Here is a 17,558-nt window from a genome sequence, read left to right as displayed (position 1 = left end):
GCACCGTCAAAGGAATCCGCCACCAACAACGGTGACGGGGTCATGCATGATTCATGCACTGGCTTTTAGCACACTGTTGAGTTCTCAAGAAACGGACGCGACCACCATCACCCAAGACCCTTGAACCTGGTCCCGAACTCCGGGGCGTTTCGTTTCGCTTTCCGCTTGTGGTCTTAATCCTTCCCGACCAGCTATTCCGTGTCAAATCCGCCCGTTTCAGAACCGACTTGACCCGAAACCCGCCAACCGACAGGAATTCGACCGCCCCGTTTCCGGGGCAACCCCTCTAACTTACCCGAACCCTCACCCCGGCGCAAAACCACCGGTGCGAAGACCCAGAAGCCACAGGAGACGCCGGCCAACCGGCCGCACACGCCAAGACAACCACCCAGGTGATCGAAGAGGAGTGCGCCGGACCGCGCCGACTCCAGAAGATTACCAGGGTTCGGGGGCACCATGACCCAGCCAGAGAAGAACGCTCCCGGGGCCTGACCTATTCCCGCAGGTCGGCGGGTACGACATCCGGCACGTACGGGATCTCATGAAACGCACGGGCGAGCGCGGACAACCAGATCCGGCCCTCAGGCATCTACTTAGCGCTGCGGCGATCACGCCGGTGTAGGCGCGGAGGATCGGGGAGGTGCGACGTGCGGGACAACGCCCCGGGGTCGCGCGTCGTTCCTCGTCCGATGACGGAGACGGTGGCGGTGACGGTCCCCCGAGGTCGTCGCCTCCCCCCTCAACCAAACGTCAAGCCGCTCGCAATCGCCCCGCGGTACGTACAAGACGCGGAAGTCTCCGTTCGGCGCCAACCCGGCCGCCCGGACTTCCGCCGCTGGAGGTGGCCATCATCATGCGGTCGGAGTTCGACGACATCCGTGCCCACATCGCGGCCGAGCCGGCCCGCCCGGGAGACCTGCTCGAACTCGCGCACGCCCTGCTCGACGATCTGGAGCAGCTCCGCATGCGCGAGGCGATCCTGCGTTCGCACTATCTCGGGCTCCTCACCGCCGCTCGCGCCACCGTCGCAGCCGACGCCGTCGGAGACCTGGCGCCGCTGACCTTCCTGGAGCACGAACTGGCCAGGCACGGGCAGCTTCCCGACGGGGAGCAGGCGCCGCGGATCCTCGCGGACGCCGCGGGCGCGCAGGCCATGCTCGCCCACCTCGACGAGCCGGCTCCCCCGCGGTCCCGCGCGCCCCGGGGCCCCCGCTGCGGCGGCGTCAGCCGCCGGCTCCGGAGCTGAGCCACCCGTGGTCCCGGGCCGCCGCTCACCCCTGCGGACTCCACTCACCCCTGCGGGCCGTCGTTCAGCCTCCCGGGATGAGGTCGTGCACGAAGACGACGTTGGAGTAGGCGGGGTTGTCGGTGTATCCCTGGACGTTGCCCAGGTAGGCCCGCTGATAGGTGGACACCCACGGCACGGCCACCACCGCATCCTTCTCGACGAGCCTCTTCTGGAGGTCGGCATACGCCTTCTCCGCCGCCCCGCGGTCGCTCGTCACGAGTGACGGCAGGGTGTCGATCCGCTCGTCGAGGTTCTTGTCCTTCAGGTAGGTGAGGTTGAAGGACACCGGCTCGGCGCTGTGGAAGACGTTCAGGAACCACGAGTAGGCGTCGGCGTAGTCGGGATACCAGTACATGACGAAGATGTCCTGGCGTTTCGCGGGATCGGTGGCCTTGCCCCGGCTCCACTGGTCGTTCCACTGCATGGCCTTGGCCTCGACCTGGACGTTCAGGGAGGCGAGCGCGTCGGTGAGCAGGCGTACGAGCAGCGCCTCGTCGTCGTCGCCCTCGGCGTAGGTCAGCGTGAGGCGCAGCGGCGCGCCGTCGGGGCCGTACCCGGCCTGGGCGAGCAGCTCGGCGGCGCCGGCCAGATCCTGCCGCGACCTCTGGCCGGGCACGTGACCGAGCAGGCCCTCGGGCACCAGACCGGACGCGGGGGCGGCCGCTCCCCTCATCCGGGTGATCAGCCCGTCGTAGTCGATGGCCTTCTGCACCGCCTTGCGCAGCCGTACGTCGGCCAGCGGGCCGGAGGCGGAGTTGAACAACACGAGCAGGTTCTGGAACGACGGCACCTGGATCGTCCGCACGCCCGCGGTCGCCCTGGCCCGCAGGAACAGCTGGGTGTTCAGCCGCTGCACGTAGCTCGCCTCGCCCCGCAGCAGCATCCGGTACGCCCGGTCGGGATCGGGGGTGACGCGGAACTCGACGTTCCGGTAGTGCGGGCCGTCCCAGCCGCCCCAGTAGCCGTCGAAGGCCCGCAGGACCAGTTCCTTCTCCCTGCCCTTCGTCCAGCTCGCCACCGTGTACGGTCCCGAGCCCGCGTCACGGCCGGTCTGGAACCACTTCCCGAGGTCGCCCGAGCCGGCCGCGTGGGTGTCGTAGACGAACGCGGCGTAGCCGGAGGAGGCGATGATGTCGAGCGGGGCGGCGTACTTGAGGCGGAACTCCACGGTGAGCGGGTCCCGCACGACGATCTGCTGGACGGAGTCCCAGATGTAGGCCGCTCCGGCGCCCAGCCGCTTGGTGCGCTCGACGGACGCCTTGACCGCCGCCGCGTCCACCGGCCGGCCGGTGTGGAAGACCACGCCCTCGCGCAGCGTGAAGGTCCAGGTCTTGCCGTCGGCCGACGACGTCCAGGCCACGGCCAGGCGTGGGCCGGCCCGCCGCGTGCGGGGGTTGTAGATCGTCAGCGAGTCGTAGATGTTCTCCATCGCGACGATCTCGTTGGAGTAGGAACTGGCGGGATCCCAGTCGGTGACGATGTCGAGATGGTGCAGGTAGACGAAAGTCGAGTCCTTCGCCGAGGACAGCCCCGCCGCGGAGATCGCGGCGGGCTCACCCCCGCCGCATCCCGTGAGGGCCAGCACCGCCATCACTCCCATGACGAGAAAACGGCGCATGCGGGCGGGTCCTTTCCGTGTCTATCATGATCGAAGCTACTGCAAGATCACGCTTGGCCGTGATATTTCCGGCAATTGATCACCGGGGCCGCGTGCTGGCGATCTCACTGCTAACCTCTATCTCTGTCGCAAAAGTGTTCAATGTGAGGCTTGTACCTCACGTGGCGAGGTGCCATGACTGCGCGCGGGCGTGACCGGCCGATCAGGTCCCGGATCATCGGCCTGCTGCTCGTCCCCCTGTTCTCGCTGGTCACGCTGTGGGCGGTCACCGCCGGCGTGACCATCGAGGAGAGCCTGAGCCTGCGCACGTACAACACGCTGTGGTCCACGCTGCGGCAGCCCGCCGACTCCCTGATCGTCGAACTGCAGGCGGAGCGGATGGCGACGGCCCGCTCCCTCGGCTCCCGGAGCCAGAACGACCGCACGGCGCTGGGCCTGCAGCGGCAGCGCACCAACGCCGCCCGGGAGCGGGTGCGCACCCTGGCCCTGTCGCGGGAGTCCCGCTCGGCCACCACCACCGCCATGCGCGCGCAGGTGGACGAGATGCTGCAGGGCCTGGCCCGGGTGGACGAGATCCGCGCCGAGGTGGACGAGGGGCTGTCGGAGCGGCTGCACGCCATCGAGACCTACAACCTCGTCAGCGACGCGATCTACCGGATGCACTACAGCCTCGCCCTGATCAACGACATCCCGATCTACCAGCAGTCGCGGGTCGTGATCTCGCTGGGGTACGCCAAGGAGCTGCTGACCCGGGAGCAGGCCCTCGCCGCGGCCGCGCCGGGCGGGCTCACCGACGAGGAGCGCAAGCTGTTCACCCAGCTCGTGGGCAACCGGCGGTTCCTCATCGACCAGGCACTGCCGGAGCTGGACACGACCCTGCGGCAGCTCCACGTGAATCTGATCACCACGCCCCTCTACCAGCGGCTGCGGCTCCAGGAAGAGCAGATCATCAAGGCGCCGCGGATCTCGGCGCGTACGCAGCGGGTCTGGCAGTCGACCTCCGACGACCTCGCCGACTCGTTCCAGAAGGCGCAGACCGAGGCCGCGTCGCTGCTCGCCCGGCGGGCCGCGCCGATCGCCGACTCGATCCTGCGGCGGGCCGTGCTGGCCGGCGGCTTCGGCCTCCTCGCGGTCGTCGCCTCGATCCTCATCTCGATGCACGTCGGCGGCCGTCTCGCCCGCGAGCTGGCCGGGCTGCGGCAGGCCGCGCTCGACCTCGCCAACCAGCGGCTGCCCCGGGTGCTGGCCAAGCTCAGAAGCGGCGACGAGGTCGACCTGGCGACGGAGGCGCCGCCGATCCGGACGCTGGGCGGGACGGCCGAGATCCAGGACGTGGGGCGGGCGTTCTCGACCGTCCAGCAGGCCGCGGTGGAGGCCGCGATCGGACAGGCCCGCCTGCAGCGCGGGGTCAGCCAGGTCTTCCTCAACCTCGCCCGGCGCAGCCAGACGCTGCTGCACCGGCAGCGCACCCAGCTCCACGGCATGCAGCGGTACGCGACCGAACCGGACATGCTGGAGGAGCTGTTCCGGCTCGACCACCTGACGACCCGCATGCGCCGCCACGCCGAGGGCCTGATCATCCTGTCCGGCTCGGTCCCGGGCCGCGCCTGGCGCAAGCCCGTCCCGATGTACGACGTCGTACGCGGCGCCGCGGCCGAGGTCGAGGACTACGCCCGGGTGAACGTGCTGCCGATGGAGGAGCACGGGCTCGACGGGTCCGCGGTCGCCGACGTCATCCACCTGATCGCCGAGCTGATCGAGAACGCCACGGTCTACTCCCCGCCGCACACGCCGGTCGCGGTACGCGGCGAGATCGTGGGTACCGGCTTCGCCGTGGAGATCGAGGACCGCGGGCTCGGGCTGACCAAGGAACGGCTCGCGGAGCTGAACGAGCGCCTGGCGAACGCCCCCGAGTTCGACATCGCGGACACCGACCGCATGGGGCTGTTCGTCGTCGCGCGCCTGGCCGCCCGGCGGGACGTCCGCGTGACCCTGCGGCCCTCGCCATACGGAGGAACGACCGCCATCGTGCTGATCCCATCCGCGCTCATGGTCTATCCGAAGGACGACGACCTCACCCGCCTGCAGACGGAGGAGGTCACCCCGGAGGACATCATCCTCGCCTCGTTCAACCGGGGGCCCAAGAACGACAAGCACGCCGGCCAGGAGGACCCGAGGTGAGCGACCGCATGCAGGACCAGTGGCTGGACGAGGAGGCGGGGCCCGTCGTCCCGGCCTACGCCCTGACCCGCGGGCGCGTCCGGCCGTCCAACAAGGACATCGACATCGTCGCGATCGTGACCGCGATCGGCGGGCCGACGCCGGTCAGCCTCGGTCCGGAGCAGTGGATGATCCTGAGCCTGTGCGCGCGGGCGGCGTCGCTCGCGGACATCGCCGTGGCCATCGACCTGCCGCTCGGCGTCGTACGGGTGCTCGTGGGCGACCTCCACGAGCAGGGGCTCGTGAAGGTGCGCCCGCCCGCCAACGTCGCGCGTTTCCCGACCGAGAAGCTCCTCACCGAGGTGATCGGCGGCCTCCAGGCCCTGTGACAGCCCTGTGACCCCCGATGCGTGACCCCCGATGCGTGGCCCCCGGTTCTCAGAGCGCGTGGGGGTAGTGGCGCCGGGCGTGCCCGGGGGTGATGTATCCCTCCCGCAGGTCCGCGCGCACGGCCTCCGGGTCGCGCTCCTCCGGCGGGCCGTACCCGCCGCCCGAGCCGGTGCGCAGGTGCACGACCGCGCCCTTCGGCAGGAAGATCCGCGTCTTCAGCGAGAACTCCTCGGCCCGCCCGTCGGGATACTCCACGGTCAGCCGGTTCGGCCGGCCCGGCAGGCCGCCCTCCAGGCCCCAGGGCGCGAGCGCCGTCCTCGCCAGCCCCGCGGTGAGGTACTGGTCCTCCAGGATCCGGAAGGACAGGTCGAGCCCGAGCCCGCCACGGTGACGGCCCGGGCCGCCGGAGTCCTCCGCCAGCGCCAGCCGTTCGATCCGCCAGGGGTTGCGCGCCTCCCAGACCTCGGCCGGGGTGAAGCGGGTGGCCGACTCGGAGATGTACATCAGCGCGCTCGCGCCGTCGGCCGACCGTGAGGCGCCCTGGCCCACGGGGTGCGGCGCGCCGTCCGCCCAGGGCTCTCCGGTGGCCTCGCGGTTGCCCCACCACACCAGGGCGTTGATGTCCCCGCCGCTCGCGGCGGGCACCGATCCCGGCACGGCCCCGGCGAGCGCCCTGATGATCAGCTCGATGGCGTGGTCGGAGGGGATGCCGTACATGAAGCAGGGCGCGGGCCGCAGGGGGTGGAACAGCGAGCCGGGCCGGGTGAGCAGTTCCAGGGGGCGGAAGTGGCCCTCGTTGGGCTGCTCGCCCGCCCCGGCGAGGAAGGACACCGCGATCCGCACCGCCGCCACCGTCGAGGGCAGCGGGCAGTTCACCGGCCCGCCCACCTGATCGGGACAGCCGGTCAGGTCGACGGTCACCGACGAGCCGTCAACGACGACCTCGACGCCGAACGGGATCGGCGTGCCGGTGACCCCGTCGGAGTCGATCACGCTGGACGCCTGGTAGACGCCGTCAGGGAGGCGCTCGAACCAGCCGCGCACCAGCGCCTCTCCGTGCGCGTACATCCGGGCCACGCACCGGCGGAAGACGCCGAGGCCGTGCCGCCGCACGAGCGCGCCGAGGGCCTCGGCCCCGGTCCGCGCCCCGGCGACCATCGCGTTGATGTCCCCGATGACCATCTCGGGCATCCGGCTGTTGGCGAGGATCATCCGGTAGACGTCGCTGACGAGGCGCCCCGCGTCGTACAGCTTGACCCCGGGGAAGATCGTGCCCTCCTGGTGGACGTCGATCGTGTCGGTGCAGTAGGGGTCCTTGCCGCCGATGTCGAGCCAGTGGGCCTTGATCACCGAGTAGCCGGCCAGCTCGTCGTCGTGGAAGATCGGCACCACCATCGCCGCGTCCTGGGGGTGCGAGCCGGTGCCGTACGGGTCGTTGTAGAGGATCACGTCACCGGGGCTGAGCGCGGCGGGCCCGCCGACGCCCTCGACGGCCTCCCGGACGCAGAAGCCGAGCGTGCCCATGAACGCCGGCAGCGTCGGGGCCTGCGCCAGCATGCACATGTCCGCGTCGTAGAACGCGACCGCGAAGTCCAGCGCCTCGTAGATGATCGGCGAGAAGGCGGTGCGGATCAGCGACTGCTTCATCTGGTCGGCGGCGGCGTTCAGGCCCTGCCGGATGATCTCGGTGGTGACCGGGTCGGCGCCGTCGCCCAGCCCGGGGTGGACCTCCGCGTAGCGGGTGCGGACGACGCTCATCGCCGTTCCTTTCTTGTGATCATGAGGCTGCCGCTCTCATGCGCCTCCACCGCGAAGCCGGCGTCCACGTAGGTGGTCGCGGTCGGCTCCACCACCAGCAGAGGGCCCTCGGCCACGCCGCGCAGGTCCTCCCGGCGGACGACCGGAGCCTCGGCGAAGGCCTCCTGACGGAACGACCACAGCCGCGTCGTCCCCCGCCCGGCCTCCTGCTCGGCGGGCGGCGGGGCCGGCACCAGGGGGCGGGCGTCGTCGAGCACGATCCGGCTGGTCGCCCGTACGGTGACGACCTCCAGCGGGTCGGGCAGGGTGTGGCCGAAGGCCCGGTGGTAGGCCTCGGAGAACCGGGCGGACACGGCCGCCAGGTCGTCGTCTTCCAGGCGTACGGGGATCGTCAGCGTGTGCTCCTGCCCCCGGTGGCGCAGGTCGAGGTCGACCTCCCGGACGGCCTCCGGCTGTGCGAGCCGTTCGAAGAGCGTCTCCGCCAGCCGTCCGACCACCGGCAGCGCCGCGTCGTCGAGGGGACGCACCAGGGTGCGGGCGGCCGAGCGGACGACGTCCGCCTGCACCAGCCCGACGGCGGAGAAGTTGCCCGCGTTGGGCGGCACGACGACGGTGTCCACGTCGAGTTCGTCGGCGAGCAGGCAGCCGAACACCGGCCCGGCGCCGCCGAAGGCGACGACGGCCGCGCCGCGCGGGTCCACGCCCCGCTCCACGGTCACGCCGCGCACGGCCTGGGCCATGTGCGCGGCGGCGATCCTGATCACGCCCACCGCGACCGCGTCCACGCCGTCGATGCCGGTCGGGCCCGCCAGCGGCGCGAGCGCGCGGGCCGCCGCGTCCTCGGACAGTTCGATGCCGCCCGAGATGTGCCCGCGCGGGATCATGCCGAGGTGCAGGGCCGCGTCGGTGACCGTCGGCTCGGTCCCGCCGCGCCCGTAGCAGGCGGGCCCGGGGTCGGCGCCCGCGCTGCGCGGGCCGACCCGCAGCAGGCCGCCCGCGTCGGCGTACGCCACGGACCCGCCGCCCGCGCCGACGGACCGGACGTCCACCCAGGGGCTCTGCAGCGGCAGGCCGACGACCTCGCCCTGGTAGAGCAGCGGCAGCCGCCCGTCCTCGACGAGCGCGGTGTCGAAGCTTGTGCCGCCGACGTCGGCGGCCACCGCCGTGCCGATGCCGAGGGTGGCGGCGAGACGGGCGGTCGCGGCGGCCCCGGCCACCGGGCCGGACAGGATCGTCTCGAACGGCCGGGCCGCGGCCTCGGCCAGCGTCAGCGCCCCGCCGCCGGAGCGGGTGACGAGCAGGTCGCCGGCGAAGCCCCTGGCCCGCAGCTCGCGGTCGAGGTCGTGCAGGTAGGGGCCCATCCGGTGCCGGACGAACGCGTCCACGACCGTGGTGCAGGTGCGCTCGTACTCGCGGTACTCCCCCGAGACCTCGTGCGACAGCGAGACCGGCCCGGTGAACCCGGCCCGCGCGAGCAGCTCGGCGACCCTCGTCTCGTGCGCGGCGTTCGCGTAGGAGTTCACCAGCACGATCGCGACGGCGTCCACGCCCTCGGCCGCGAAGACCTCCGCGGCCCGCCGCACGTCCTCCGGCTCCAGGGTCTGTACGACCGAGCCGTCGGCGGCCACCCGTTCGGTCACCTCCAGGCGCAGCCGGCGGGGCACGAGCGGCGGCGGCGGGGTCCAGAACAGGTCGTAGGGGTCGTCGCGGTCGCCGCGGCGGATCTCCAGCACGTCGCGGAACCCGGCCGTGGTGATCAGACCGACGGTCGCGCCGCGCCGTTCGAGCAGCGCGTTCAGGCCGACGGTGGTGCCGTGCACGAAGTGGCGGCAGCGGGCGAGCAGGTCCGGCGGCACCGCCGCGTCGACCGCGGCGAGCACCCCGCGCTCCGGCGCCGCCGGCGTCGTGGGCCGCTTGGCGACCCTGATCTCGCCGGTCGCGGCGTCGTGCAGGACGAGGTCGGTGAAGGTGCCGCCGACGTCCACTCCGATCACGGTGGTCATGCCCGGCACGGTAGGACGAGGCGCACGCCGCGTCGATGTGTCCTCACGACGACGTGATCGACGTTGTTGTCCCCGGGAGACAGTCGTGGTCGAGCACCACGTGGCAGGCGAGCTGGAGCGCGAAGCGAGTCTGCGGATCGGACAGGTCGGCGTCGAGTGTCTCGGCGATGCGCCTGATCCGGTGGGCCACCGCGTTGGGGTGCAGGCTGAGCAGCTCCGCCGCCCTGGTCCGGGAGCCCCAGCAGTCCAGGTACGCCTTGAGGGTGGGCACCGCGTGGGCGCTGAGGGCGCCGAGGCGCTCCAGCGGGGCGAGCAGGTCGCGAGCGGCCATCAGGGCGCTCTCGCTACTGCCCAGCTCCGCGAGGAGCGCGTGCACGCCCAGCCGGTCGAACGCGACGGCCTGCCCCGCCTCCGCGCGGGCGGCGGCGGCGCGGGCCTGCGACGCCGTACGGCGCAGCCCGTCGGGCCCCGCCTGGCAGGTCCCCACTCCCATGCCCAGTCCCGCATCAAGTCCCGCGCCCGGGTCCGTGCCGTGGCCCGGCGGCCCTCCGGCGGGCGCGCGGGCGGTCGTCCGCTCGTCGGTGGTGAGCACCACGAGCACGCCGTCCTGCCACCGGGTGACCAGCGGCGGCGCGGCCAGGTCGGCGGCCTCGCCGAGGCCCACCAGGCCGGGCAGGGCCGCGCCGGCCGCCGCGCGCGCCTCCCGCAGCACGACGTCCGCCACCCCGGCAGCGGGGTCGCGCAGGAACACGGCCACGTGCCAGCCCTCGACGGGCACGCCCGCGTGCCGGGCGCGGCGGGCGGCGGCACCACCGTCCCTGGCGCCGAGCAGGGCCAGCAGCGCGCGCTCGCGGGCCGCCTCCGCCTCGCGGGCGGCCGCCCGCACCCGGCCGAGCGTGGTCGCGACGACCTGGGCGACGATCGCCGCCGCCGGGTCCTCGCCGTCCCAGCACACATAGCCGTCCGGCCGTCCGCCGATCCGGATCACGGTCGCGTTCGCCCCGGGCGCGGCCAGGCCCGACGCCCGGTAGCCGACCCCGACCGAGGCGGAGGCCGCGCGCAGGATGTCGTCCTCGCCCGCGCCCTCCATCGCGCCGAGGCCGTCGATCGCCTCCCGCGTACGGCGCAGCAGCAACCCGGGGTCGGCGCGCACGGCGGCGCTGAGGCCGAGCACGGTGTCGGAGAGAGAGTGGCCGGAGGCCCCGGCGAGCAGGGCGACCCTTTCCCGCCGGGCCACCTCCACCATCTCCGGGGAGGTGCCGGAGGGGCCCGGCAGCACGATCCCGGCCAGGCCGCGGCCCCCGGCGAGGCGCAGCGCGCCGGGCACGTCACACGACCGCATGGCGTGGCGGGACAGGATCGCCAGCGCGCCGGGAGCCGCCTCGGCGAGTTCGCGCATCTCGTCGACGAGGACGACGCTGTCGACCTCCCGGGCGTCCCAGGGCCCGGCGACGAGCGTCAGCCGCCGGCCCGCGGGGGTCCGCAGCAGGTCACTGACGCGGCGCATCGGGTGCCTCACCTCCGTCGCGGGGAACGCGCGCGGCCGGGGAGGCCGGGATGGAGGAGGCAGGGGTGGTCAGCACCTCCTCCGCGCGGTGACACGCCACCTTACGTCCTCCCAGCTCACGAAGCTCCGGCGCCTCGTCGCGGCAGCGGTCCGCCGCCCAGGGGCAGCGCAGCCGGAAGGGGCAGCCCGTGGGCGCCGGCGCCGCCTCCGTCCGCCCGGCCGTACGCGGCGGCTCGCCGCCGAGGCGCGGCACCGCGTCGCGCAGCGCCCGGGTGTACGGATGGGCCGGCCGGGTGAGCAGGTCGGCGGTCGGGCCCGACTCGACCACCCGCCCGGCGAACAGCACCGACGACGTGCGGCACAGCCGCCCCACGACGCCGAGGTTGTGGGTGATGAGCAGATAGCCCAGCCCGCGGTCCGCGGCGAGGCCCTCCAGCAGGTCGAGGATCCGGGCCTGCACGGTGACGTCGAGCGCGCTCGTCGGCTCGTCGAGCACCAGCAGCCGGGGCTCCACGGCGAGGGCGCGGGCGATGGCCACCCGCTGCCGCTGGCCGCCGGACATCTCGTGCGGCCTGCGCCCGGCCAGCGCGGGATCGAGCCCGACGCCGGTGAGGAGCGCGGCCACCCGGTCACGCCGCTCGTCCCTGGGCACCCGGTGATGGGTGGTCAGCGCCTCGGCGACCGACGCCCCCGCGGTCATGCGGGGGTCGAGCGCCTCGCTGCCGTCCTGGAAGACCGGCTGCACGGCCCGGCGGAACTCCGCCCGGCCCGCGCGGCCGAGCCCGGCGAGGTCGGCGGAGCCGTACCTGACCACGCCGGAGCGCGGGCGCAGGAGGCCGAGCAGGGCGCGGGCGAGCGTCGTCTTGCCCGAGCCGCTCTCCCCGATCAGGCCCACCCCGCCCTCGTCCACGGTGAGGCTCACGTCGTGGACCACCGCCGTCGTGCCGTACGCGAGGGTGACCCCCTCGGCGGCGAGCAACGTCATGACCCCTCCTCAGGCTCGGGCAGCCGGGGGACGGCGGCGATCAGTTCGCGGGTGTAGGGGTCGCGCGGCCGGGCGAACACCTCGGCGGCGGGGCCGCTCTCGACCACCGCGCCGTCGCGCATCACCACGACCCGGTCGGCGATCGTGGAGACCAGCGCGAGGTCGTGGGAGACCAGCAGCACGGCGAGGCCGCGCTCGTCGCGCAGCCGCCGCAGCACCGCGACCACCTCGGCCTGCACGGTGACGTCCAGCGCGCTGGTCGGCTCGTCGGCCAGCAGGGCCTGCGCGCCGAGCGCGAGGGCCAGCGCGATGACGAACCGCTGCGCCTGGCCGCCGGACACCTGGTGGGGATGACGGCGCAGGATCTCCGGGTCGAGCAGCACCGCGCGGACGGCCTCCTCGGCCCGTTCCCGCGCCCGCGCGCCCTTCACCCCGTGCCGGGCGAGCGCGCGGCGCATCAGCGTGCCGAGGCGCATGGTGGGGTTGAGCGCGGCCTGCGGGCTCTGCACGACCAGGGCGGCGCGCGAACCGCGGATCTCCCGCAGCCGCGCCGGGCTCGCCGTGAGCACGTCGGTCTCCCCGACGCGGATCTTCCCGGCGACGTCGGCGCCGTGGACGAGGCCGAGCGTGCTGAGCAGGGTCGTCGTCTTGCCCGACCCGCTCTCGCCGACGATCGCCACGCACTCCCCGGCGGCGACGTCGAGCTCGGGGACCGACGCGATGACCCGGTCGCCGATCCGGACGACGAGGTCCCTGACGCTGATCAAACTCATCGGGCCAGCCTCGCCCTCAGCCCTTCGCCGAGCACGTTGAAGGCGAACGCGGTGACCAGGATGGCGAGGCCGGGGAAGGTCACCACCCACCAGTCGGTGGTGAAGAGCGACTGGCCCTGCTGGACCATCAGGCCCCACTCGGGGGTCGGCTCGTGGGCGCCGAGGCCGAGGTACGACAGCGCGGCGGCGGTGAGGATGACCCCGCCGCCGTCCAGCGACAGTTGCACCAGCACCGGCGTGAGCGAGTTGGGCAGCACGTGCCGCAGCACGATGAGCGGCGCGGGCACGCCGAGGCAGCGCGCGGAGTCGACGAACCCCCGGGTGGACACCGACGCGGCGACCGACGCCGTGAGCCGGGCGTACCAGGGCCACCAGGTGATCGCGATCGCCACGATCACGGTGGTCACGCTCGGCTGGAGCACCACGGCGAGCGCCAGCGACAGCAGCAGCGCGGGGAAGGCGAGGAAGACGTCGGTCACCCGCATGATCACATCGCGGGCCCAGCCGCCGGCGTACCCCGCGACCACCCCGAGCGCGACTCCGGCCACGCCGCTGACGGCGAGCACCGCGACGGCGATGAACAGCGAGGTGCGCGCGCCGAACAGGACCCGGCTGAACACGTCGCGGCCGACCTGGTCGGTGCCGAACCAGTGGTCACCGCCCGGCGGCAGCAGCGCCTCCAGGGGATGCGTGGCCGAGCCGCCGTCCTCCGGGTAGGGGGCGATCCACGGCGCGAGCAGCGCCGCGAGCACGACGATCCCGAGCAGCACGCCGCCCGCCACCGCGAGCCGGTCCACCCCGGCCAGGCGCCGCAGCGGCGTACGCCGGTAGAGGGGCAGTGCCGGAGTGGTCATCGCGCCCTCACTCTCGGGTCCACCACGCCCTGGAGGAGGTCCACGACGAGGTTGGCGACGACGTACAGCACGGCGACCAGCAGCGTCACGCCGGCGATGGCGGGCGTGTCGAGCGAGCGGATCGAGTCGGCGGCGTACCGCCCGAGGCCCGGCCAGTTGAAGACGGCCTCCACGAGGAAGCCGTTCACGATGGAGTAGGCGAAGACGAGCGCGATCAGCGCCAGCACCGGGTTCAGCGCCGGGCGCAGGGAGAACCGGGTGAGCACGGCGGTCTCCCCGAAGCCGAGCGCGCGCTCCAGCCGCGCGTGCTCGCGCGACGACTCCTCGATGAGCGCGGCCCTGGTCATCTGGGCGACCACCCCCGCCGGGTACGCCGCGATCACCAGGGCGGGCAGCACCAGGTGCGACAGCGTGCTCGCCAGGATCGGCCAGTTGCCGGTGATCAGCGCGTCCACAGCGGTGATGTTCGTGTAGAGGTGCAGCGGGCTGGTCCGGTCGAGCGACGCGTCGTACTCCCCGGCGACCGGAAACCAGCCGAGGCCGCTGGCGAAGACCGTCTGCAGGGCGAGGGCCAGCCAGAACACCGGCACCGAGACGGCCAGCATCGACGACAGCCGTACGGACAGGTCGGGCAGGCGGCCCTTGTAGCGGGCGGCGGCGATCCCCAGGGGGATGCCCACGACCAGCGCGACGACGAGCGCGACGCCGACGAGCTCCAGTGAGGCGGGGAACGCCTGGAAGAGGTCGTCGCGCACAGGACGCCGGGTGTGCAGGCTGGTCCCCCAGTCGCCGCCCAGCAGGTCGCGCACGTAGTTCCACAGCTGCACCGGCAGCGGGTCGTCCAGCCCGAACCGCCGCCGGGCGTCGGCGAGCTCGGCCGCCGTCGCCTTGGGCCCCGCGTACGCCACGGCCGGGTCGCCGGGGACCAGGCGCATGACGGCGAACGTGAGGACGATCACGCCGGCCACGACCAGGAGGGCCTGGCCGAGCCGGCGGATCAGGTACCCCGGCATGGTCAGGCGCCGGGCTTCAGGTCGTAGGCGAACACCACGTTCGGGTAGGCCGGGTTGTCCGTGTAGCCCTGGACCGACTTGGCGAACGCCCGCTGGTAGGTCTGCACGTACGGCACGGCCACCGCGGCCTTCTCGTTGATGATCTTCTCCTGGAGGCCGGAGTACGCCTTCTCCGCGGCGGGCTGGTCGGTCGCGGTGAGCGCGGGCAGCCCGTCGATCTCCTTGTCGACCGCCGCGTCCTTCAGGTAGGAGAGGTTGAACTGCACCGCGTCCTCACCGTGGAAGACGTTGACGAACCACGAGTAGGCGTCGGCGTAATCGGGGAACCAGTACATGACGAAGACGTCCTGCCGCTTGGCGGGGTCCTTCGCCTTGCCCTGGTCCCACTGGGTGGTCCACTGCAGCGGCTTGGCCGACAGCTTGACGTTCAGCTTGTCGAGCGCCGAGCTGAGCAGCGTGACCAGCAGCTCCTGGTCGCTGTCGCCCTGGGCGTAGGTCAGCGACAGCTCCAGCTGCTTGCCGCCGGGGCCGTAGCCGGCCTCCTTGAGCAGCGCCTCGGCGCCCGCGAGGTCCTGCTTGGGGGTCAGGCCCTGCGTGTAGCCGAGCAGGCCCTCGGGCACCAGGCCGCTGGCGGCCACGCCCGCGCCCTTCAGCGCCGCCACGAGGCCGTCGTAGTCGATCGCCTTCTGCAGGGCCTGGCGCAGCTTCACGTCCTTGAGCGGGCCGTCGGCCGTGTTGAACAGCACGAGCAGGTTCTGGAACGACGGCGTCTGCGCGGTCTGCACCGTGTTCGTGTTCCCCGCCTGGGCGAACAGCTGGGAGTTGAGCCGCTGCACGAACGACACCTCGCCGCGCTGCAGCAGCTGCCAGGCGGTGGTCAGCTCGGGCGTGACCCGGAAGGCGAGCTTCTTGTAGTGGGCGCCGTCCCAGCCGCCCCAGTAGCCGTCGTACGCCTTGAGCGTGAGCTCGGTCTCCTTGCCCTTCTGCCAGCTCTCGACCGTGTACGGCCCGGAGCCCGCGTCGTGGCCCTCGCCGAACCACTTCTTGAGGTCGCCGGAGGCGGCCGTGGTGTCGTAGACGTACGCCGCGTATCCGGCCGAGGCGACCAGGTCGAGCGGGGTGGGGTACTTGAGCGTGAACTCCAGCGTCGTGGCGTCCTTGGCCTCGATCTTCTTGACCGCGCTCCAGATGTAGGCTGCGCCCTGGCCCTCCTTGATGGTGCGCTCGATCGACGCCTTCGCCGCGGCGGCGTCCACCGGCTTGCCGGTGTGGAACGTCGCGCCCTCCCGGAGGGTGAAGGTCCACTTCTTGCCGTCGGGCGAGGAGGTCCACGACGAGGCCAGCCGCGGCTCGGCCTTCTTCGTCTGCGGGTTGTACCGGGTCAGCGACTCGTAGATGTTCTGCATCGCGATGATCTCGTTGGAATACGAGCTCGCGGGGTCCCAGTCGGTGACGACGTCGAGGTTCGGGACGTACGTGAACGTGCTGTCGGCCGCGCTCCCGGCTCCGCCCGCCGACGGGGCGGGCTCGGTGGAGTCCGCGGCGCCGCGGACCTGCCCACCCGCGCAGGCGGCGGCGGAGAGGGTCACTGCGGCCACGGCTCCCGCCGCGAGAAGACGCTTGTGCCAGCGCATGAGGAGGGGTTCCTTTCCTATCCGGCCGGCCGGGCGAGAGGACCGGCGGCCTTGACGTGCAGGCGCACCGCGGGCTCAGGAAGGTAGCTGAGGGGGATCTCGCTGAGCTCGACGATCTGGACCGATTCGGGGTCCGCCCCGGCGGCGACGGCCCTCGCGGCCGCCTCCTCCTTGGCGTTGTCGATCAATCTAGCCCTGGCGCTCCCGCCCCCCGCGGCGGGGACGATCGTCTCGATCCGCCCGCTGGCGAGCGCGATGGCCGCGCCCACGGCGTTGGCGACCTCCGCGTGCTCCGGCCGGATCACCTCGCGCGCCCCCGGCACCCACTCGGCCAGCAGGAACGCGCCGCCGCCGACCGCCACGAGCGGCCGGTCGGCCCGGCCGAGCGCCACCCGGTCCACCGCGTCCGCGACTGCCTCGTCGGCGGCCCGTACGGCGTGGGCCAGCCTCTCGCGCCACTCCCCCGGGACGGGGTGGGTGCCGACCACTCCCCGCCCGGCCGCGACGGCCGCGTCGGTCATGGTGGGCGTGGAGCCGCCGAAGACGAGGGCCTCGGCGCCGATGCGGTAGCCGACCGAGCGCGGCTCCGCCCCGACGATCGTGCCGCCGCCGAGCGCGATCGACAGGATGTCGGGCATCCGGAAGTTCGTCGCGACGCCGCCGATCTCGACCGCCGCGGCCGACTCCCGGGGGAAGCCGCCCACGAGCACGCCGAGGTCGGTCGAGGTGCCGCCGACGTCGGCGACGATCGCGTCGGCGACGCCCGACAGGTACGCCGCGCCGCGCAGCGAGTTGGCCGGGCCCGAGCCGATCGTGAGCACCGGGTAGCGGGCCGCGTAGCCGACCGCCATCAGCGTGCCGTCGTTCTGCGCGAAGTACGTCTCGACCTCCAGGCCCCTCGACGCCAGGGCCTCGCGCAACGCGGCGGTGACGTCGCGCGCCACGCCGTACAACGCGGCGTTGAGCACGGCCGCGTTCTCGCGCTCCAGCAGGCCGAGCGAGCCGATCTCGTGGCTGAGGCTCACCGGCACGTCGCCGATCTCGGCCCGGATGATCTCGGCGACCCGGTTCTCCTGGTCGGCGCTCGCCGGGCTGAACACGCCGGTGACGGCGACCGCGTCGGCGGGCGTGCCGGCCACGAACTTCCGCACCGCGTCCTCGTCCAGGGGCGCGATCTCGCTCCCGTCGACGAAGTAGCCGCCCCGGACGATCGCCGTCCCGGCGGCCACGGTGTCGCGCAGGTCGTCGGGCCACTCGCTGAGCGGCGGCACCGACGTGGTCGCGGGGGCGCCGAGCCGCAGCACGGCGACCCGGCCGAGCGCCCGCCGCTCCAGGATCGCGTTGGTCGCGTGGGTGGTGCCGAGCATCACCCTGGTGACCAGGCGCGGGTCCGGCAGCCCGGCGAGGACCGCGTCGAGCGCCGCGCGCAGGCCCTCGGTTACGTCGGGGCTGGTGGGCCGCTTGGCCGTGGCCAGCACCCGGTCGTCGTCGTCCAGCACCACCGCGTCGGTGTTGGTGCCGCCCACGTCGATCCCGACCCGCAGGCTCATACTCATGCCACCTCCTCGCCTTGCG

Annotated in this window: 13 protein-coding genes; 3 read left to right on the top strand and 10 right to left on the bottom strand. The window is 73.0% G+C overall.

All coding sequences use genetic code 11. The features are described from left to right. Positions 1-853: 853 nt before the first annotated feature. Complete coding sequence (locus F5972_RS29560; protein ID WP_225312011.1) at positions 854-1,246, top strand: hypothetical protein; 393 nt, start codon at positions 854-856, stop codon at positions 1,244-1,246. A gap of 64 nt (positions 1,247-1,310) precedes the next feature. Here F5972_RS29560 and F5972_RS29555 read toward each other — a convergent pair whose 3' ends face one another. Continuing rightward, positions 1,311-2,906: an ABC transporter substrate-binding protein gene (locus tag F5972_RS29555; protein WP_150938087.1), complete on the bottom strand. Its 1,596-nt coding sequence runs from the start codon at positions 2,904-2,906 to the stop codon at positions 1,311-1,313. Positions 2,907-3,080: 174 nt separating this feature from the next. Here F5972_RS29555 and F5972_RS29550 point away from each other — a divergent pair, with 174 nt between their 5' ends. Both F5972_RS29550 and F5972_RS29545 read left to right on the top strand, forming a co-directional pair. Then, the gene (locus F5972_RS29550; RefSeq protein ID WP_150938085.1) at positions 3,081-5,087 is read left to right on the top strand and encodes a sensor histidine kinase; all 2,007 of its coding nucleotides are present in this window, start codon (positions 3,081-3,083) and stop codon (positions 5,085-5,087) included. Then, positions 5,084-5,455 (top strand): DUF742 domain-containing protein, encoded by a 372-nt coding sequence (locus F5972_RS29545; RefSeq protein WP_150938083.1) that lies wholly within the window; start codon positions 5,084-5,086, stop codon positions 5,453-5,455. Before F5972_RS29550 ends, F5972_RS29545 begins: the two co-directional genes overlap by 4 nt. A gap of 49 nt (positions 5,456-5,504) precedes the next feature. On the opposite strand, the gene F5972_RS29540 is transcribed toward F5972_RS29545, so the two are convergent. The 9 genes from F5972_RS29540 to F5972_RS29500 are packed head-to-tail and all read right to left on the bottom strand — an operon-like array spanning position 5,505 to position 17,539. Then, on the bottom strand, positions 5,505-7,214 hold the full coding sequence (locus tag F5972_RS29540; RefSeq protein ID WP_150938080.1) for a hydantoinase B/oxoprolinase family protein: 1,710 nt from the start codon (positions 7,212-7,214) through the stop codon (positions 5,505-5,507). Further along, the gene (locus F5972_RS29535; protein WP_150938078.1) at positions 7,211-9,217 is read right to left on the bottom strand and encodes a hydantoinase/oxoprolinase family protein; all 2,007 of its coding nucleotides are present in this window, start codon (positions 9,215-9,217) and stop codon (positions 7,211-7,213) included. Before F5972_RS29535 ends, F5972_RS29540 begins: the two co-directional genes overlap by 4 nt. Positions 9,218-9,260: 43 nt before the next feature. Beyond that, positions 9,261-10,724 (bottom strand): helix-turn-helix domain-containing protein, encoded by a 1,464-nt coding sequence (locus F5972_RS29530; RefSeq protein WP_150938076.1) that lies wholly within the window; start codon positions 10,722-10,724, stop codon positions 9,261-9,263. After that, positions 10,708-11,709, bottom strand: a complete 1,002-nt coding sequence (locus F5972_RS29525; protein WP_150938074.1) for an ABC transporter ATP-binding protein — start codon at positions 11,707-11,709, stop codon at positions 10,708-10,710. Before F5972_RS29525 ends, F5972_RS29530 begins: the two co-directional genes overlap by 17 nt. Beyond that, complete coding sequence (locus F5972_RS29520) at positions 11,706-12,482, bottom strand: ATP-binding cassette domain-containing protein (RefSeq protein ID WP_150938073.1); 777 nt, start codon at positions 12,480-12,482, stop codon at positions 11,706-11,708. Before F5972_RS29520 ends, F5972_RS29525 begins: the two co-directional genes overlap by 4 nt. Further along, positions 12,479-13,336 (bottom strand): ABC transporter permease, encoded by an 858-nt coding sequence (locus F5972_RS29515; RefSeq protein WP_150938071.1) that lies wholly within the window; start codon positions 13,334-13,336, stop codon positions 12,479-12,481. The genes F5972_RS29520 and F5972_RS29515 overlap by 4 nt, the downstream gene beginning before the upstream one ends. Next, the gene (locus F5972_RS29510) at positions 13,333-14,349 is read right to left on the bottom strand and encodes an ABC transporter permease (protein WP_150938068.1); all 1,017 of its coding nucleotides are present in this window, start codon (positions 14,347-14,349) and stop codon (positions 13,333-13,335) included. Before F5972_RS29510 ends, F5972_RS29515 begins: the two co-directional genes overlap by 4 nt. Positions 14,350-14,351: 2 nt before the next feature. Next, positions 14,352-15,983, bottom strand: a complete 1,632-nt coding sequence (locus F5972_RS29505) for an ABC transporter substrate-binding protein (protein ID WP_150938066.1) — start codon at positions 15,981-15,983, stop codon at positions 14,352-14,354. A gap of 17 nt (positions 15,984-16,000) precedes the next feature. Next, entirely contained in the window at positions 16,001-17,539 is a 1,539-nt protein-coding gene (locus F5972_RS29500; RefSeq protein ID WP_191910367.1) for a hydantoinase/oxoprolinase N-terminal domain-containing protein, read from the bottom strand. Between the last annotated feature and the right edge of the window lie 19 nt (positions 17,540-17,558).

Origin of the sequence: Microbispora cellulosiformans (assembly GCF_008728085.1) — a bacterium.
Taxonomy (GTDB): Bacteria; Actinomycetota; Actinomycetes; order Streptosporangiales; family Streptosporangiaceae; genus Microbispora; species Microbispora amethystogenes.
Note: the sequence above shows the minus strand (reverse complement) of the source record. Positions and strands in the feature narration are given on the sequence as shown.

What these genes read in the sequence shown, in the direction of transcription:
- F5972_RS29560 (WP_225312011.1), top strand. Translation starts at nt 854, where the DNA reads ATGCGGTCGGAGTTCGACGACATCCGTGCCCACATCGCGGCCGAGCCG.
- F5972_RS29555 (WP_150938087.1), bottom strand. Translation starts at nt 2,906, where the DNA reads ATGCGCCGTTTTCTCGTCATGGGAGTGATGGCGGTGCTGGCCCTCACG.
- F5972_RS29550 (WP_150938085.1), top strand. Translation starts at nt 3,081, where the DNA reads ATGACTGCGCGCGGGCGTGACCGGCCGATCAGGTCCCGGATCATCGGC.
- F5972_RS29540 (WP_150938080.1), bottom strand. Translation starts at nt 7,214, where the DNA reads ATGAGCGTCGTCCGCACCCGCTACGCGGAGGTCCACCCCGGGCTGGGC.
- F5972_RS29535 (WP_150938078.1), bottom strand. Translation starts at nt 9,217, where the DNA reads ATGACCACCGTGATCGGAGTGGACGTCGGCGGCACCTTCACCGACCTC.
- F5972_RS29530 (WP_150938076.1), bottom strand. Translation starts at nt 10,724, where the DNA reads ATGCGCCGCGTCAGTGACCTGCTGCGGACCCCCGCGGGCCGGCGGCTG.
- F5972_RS29525 (WP_150938074.1), bottom strand. Translation starts at nt 11,709, where the DNA reads ATGACGTTGCTCGCCGCCGAGGGGGTCACCCTCGCGTACGGCACGACG.
- F5972_RS29520 (WP_150938073.1), bottom strand. Translation starts at nt 12,482, where the DNA reads ATGAGTTTGATCAGCGTCAGGGACCTCGTCGTCCGGATCGGCGACCGG.
- F5972_RS29515 (WP_150938071.1), bottom strand. Translation starts at nt 13,336, where the DNA reads ATGACCACTCCGGCACTGCCCCTCTACCGGCGTACGCCGCTGCGGCGC.
- F5972_RS29510 (WP_150938068.1), bottom strand. Translation starts at nt 14,349, where the DNA reads ATGCCGGGGTACCTGATCCGCCGGCTCGGCCAGGCCCTCCTGGTCGTG.
- F5972_RS29505 (WP_150938066.1), bottom strand. Translation starts at nt 15,983, where the DNA reads ATGCGCTGGCACAAGCGTCTTCTCGCGGCGGGAGCCGTGGCCGCAGTG.
- F5972_RS29500 (WP_191910367.1), bottom strand. Translation starts at nt 17,539, where the DNA reads ATGAGTATGAGCCTGCGGGTCGGGATCGACGTGGGCGGCACCAACACC.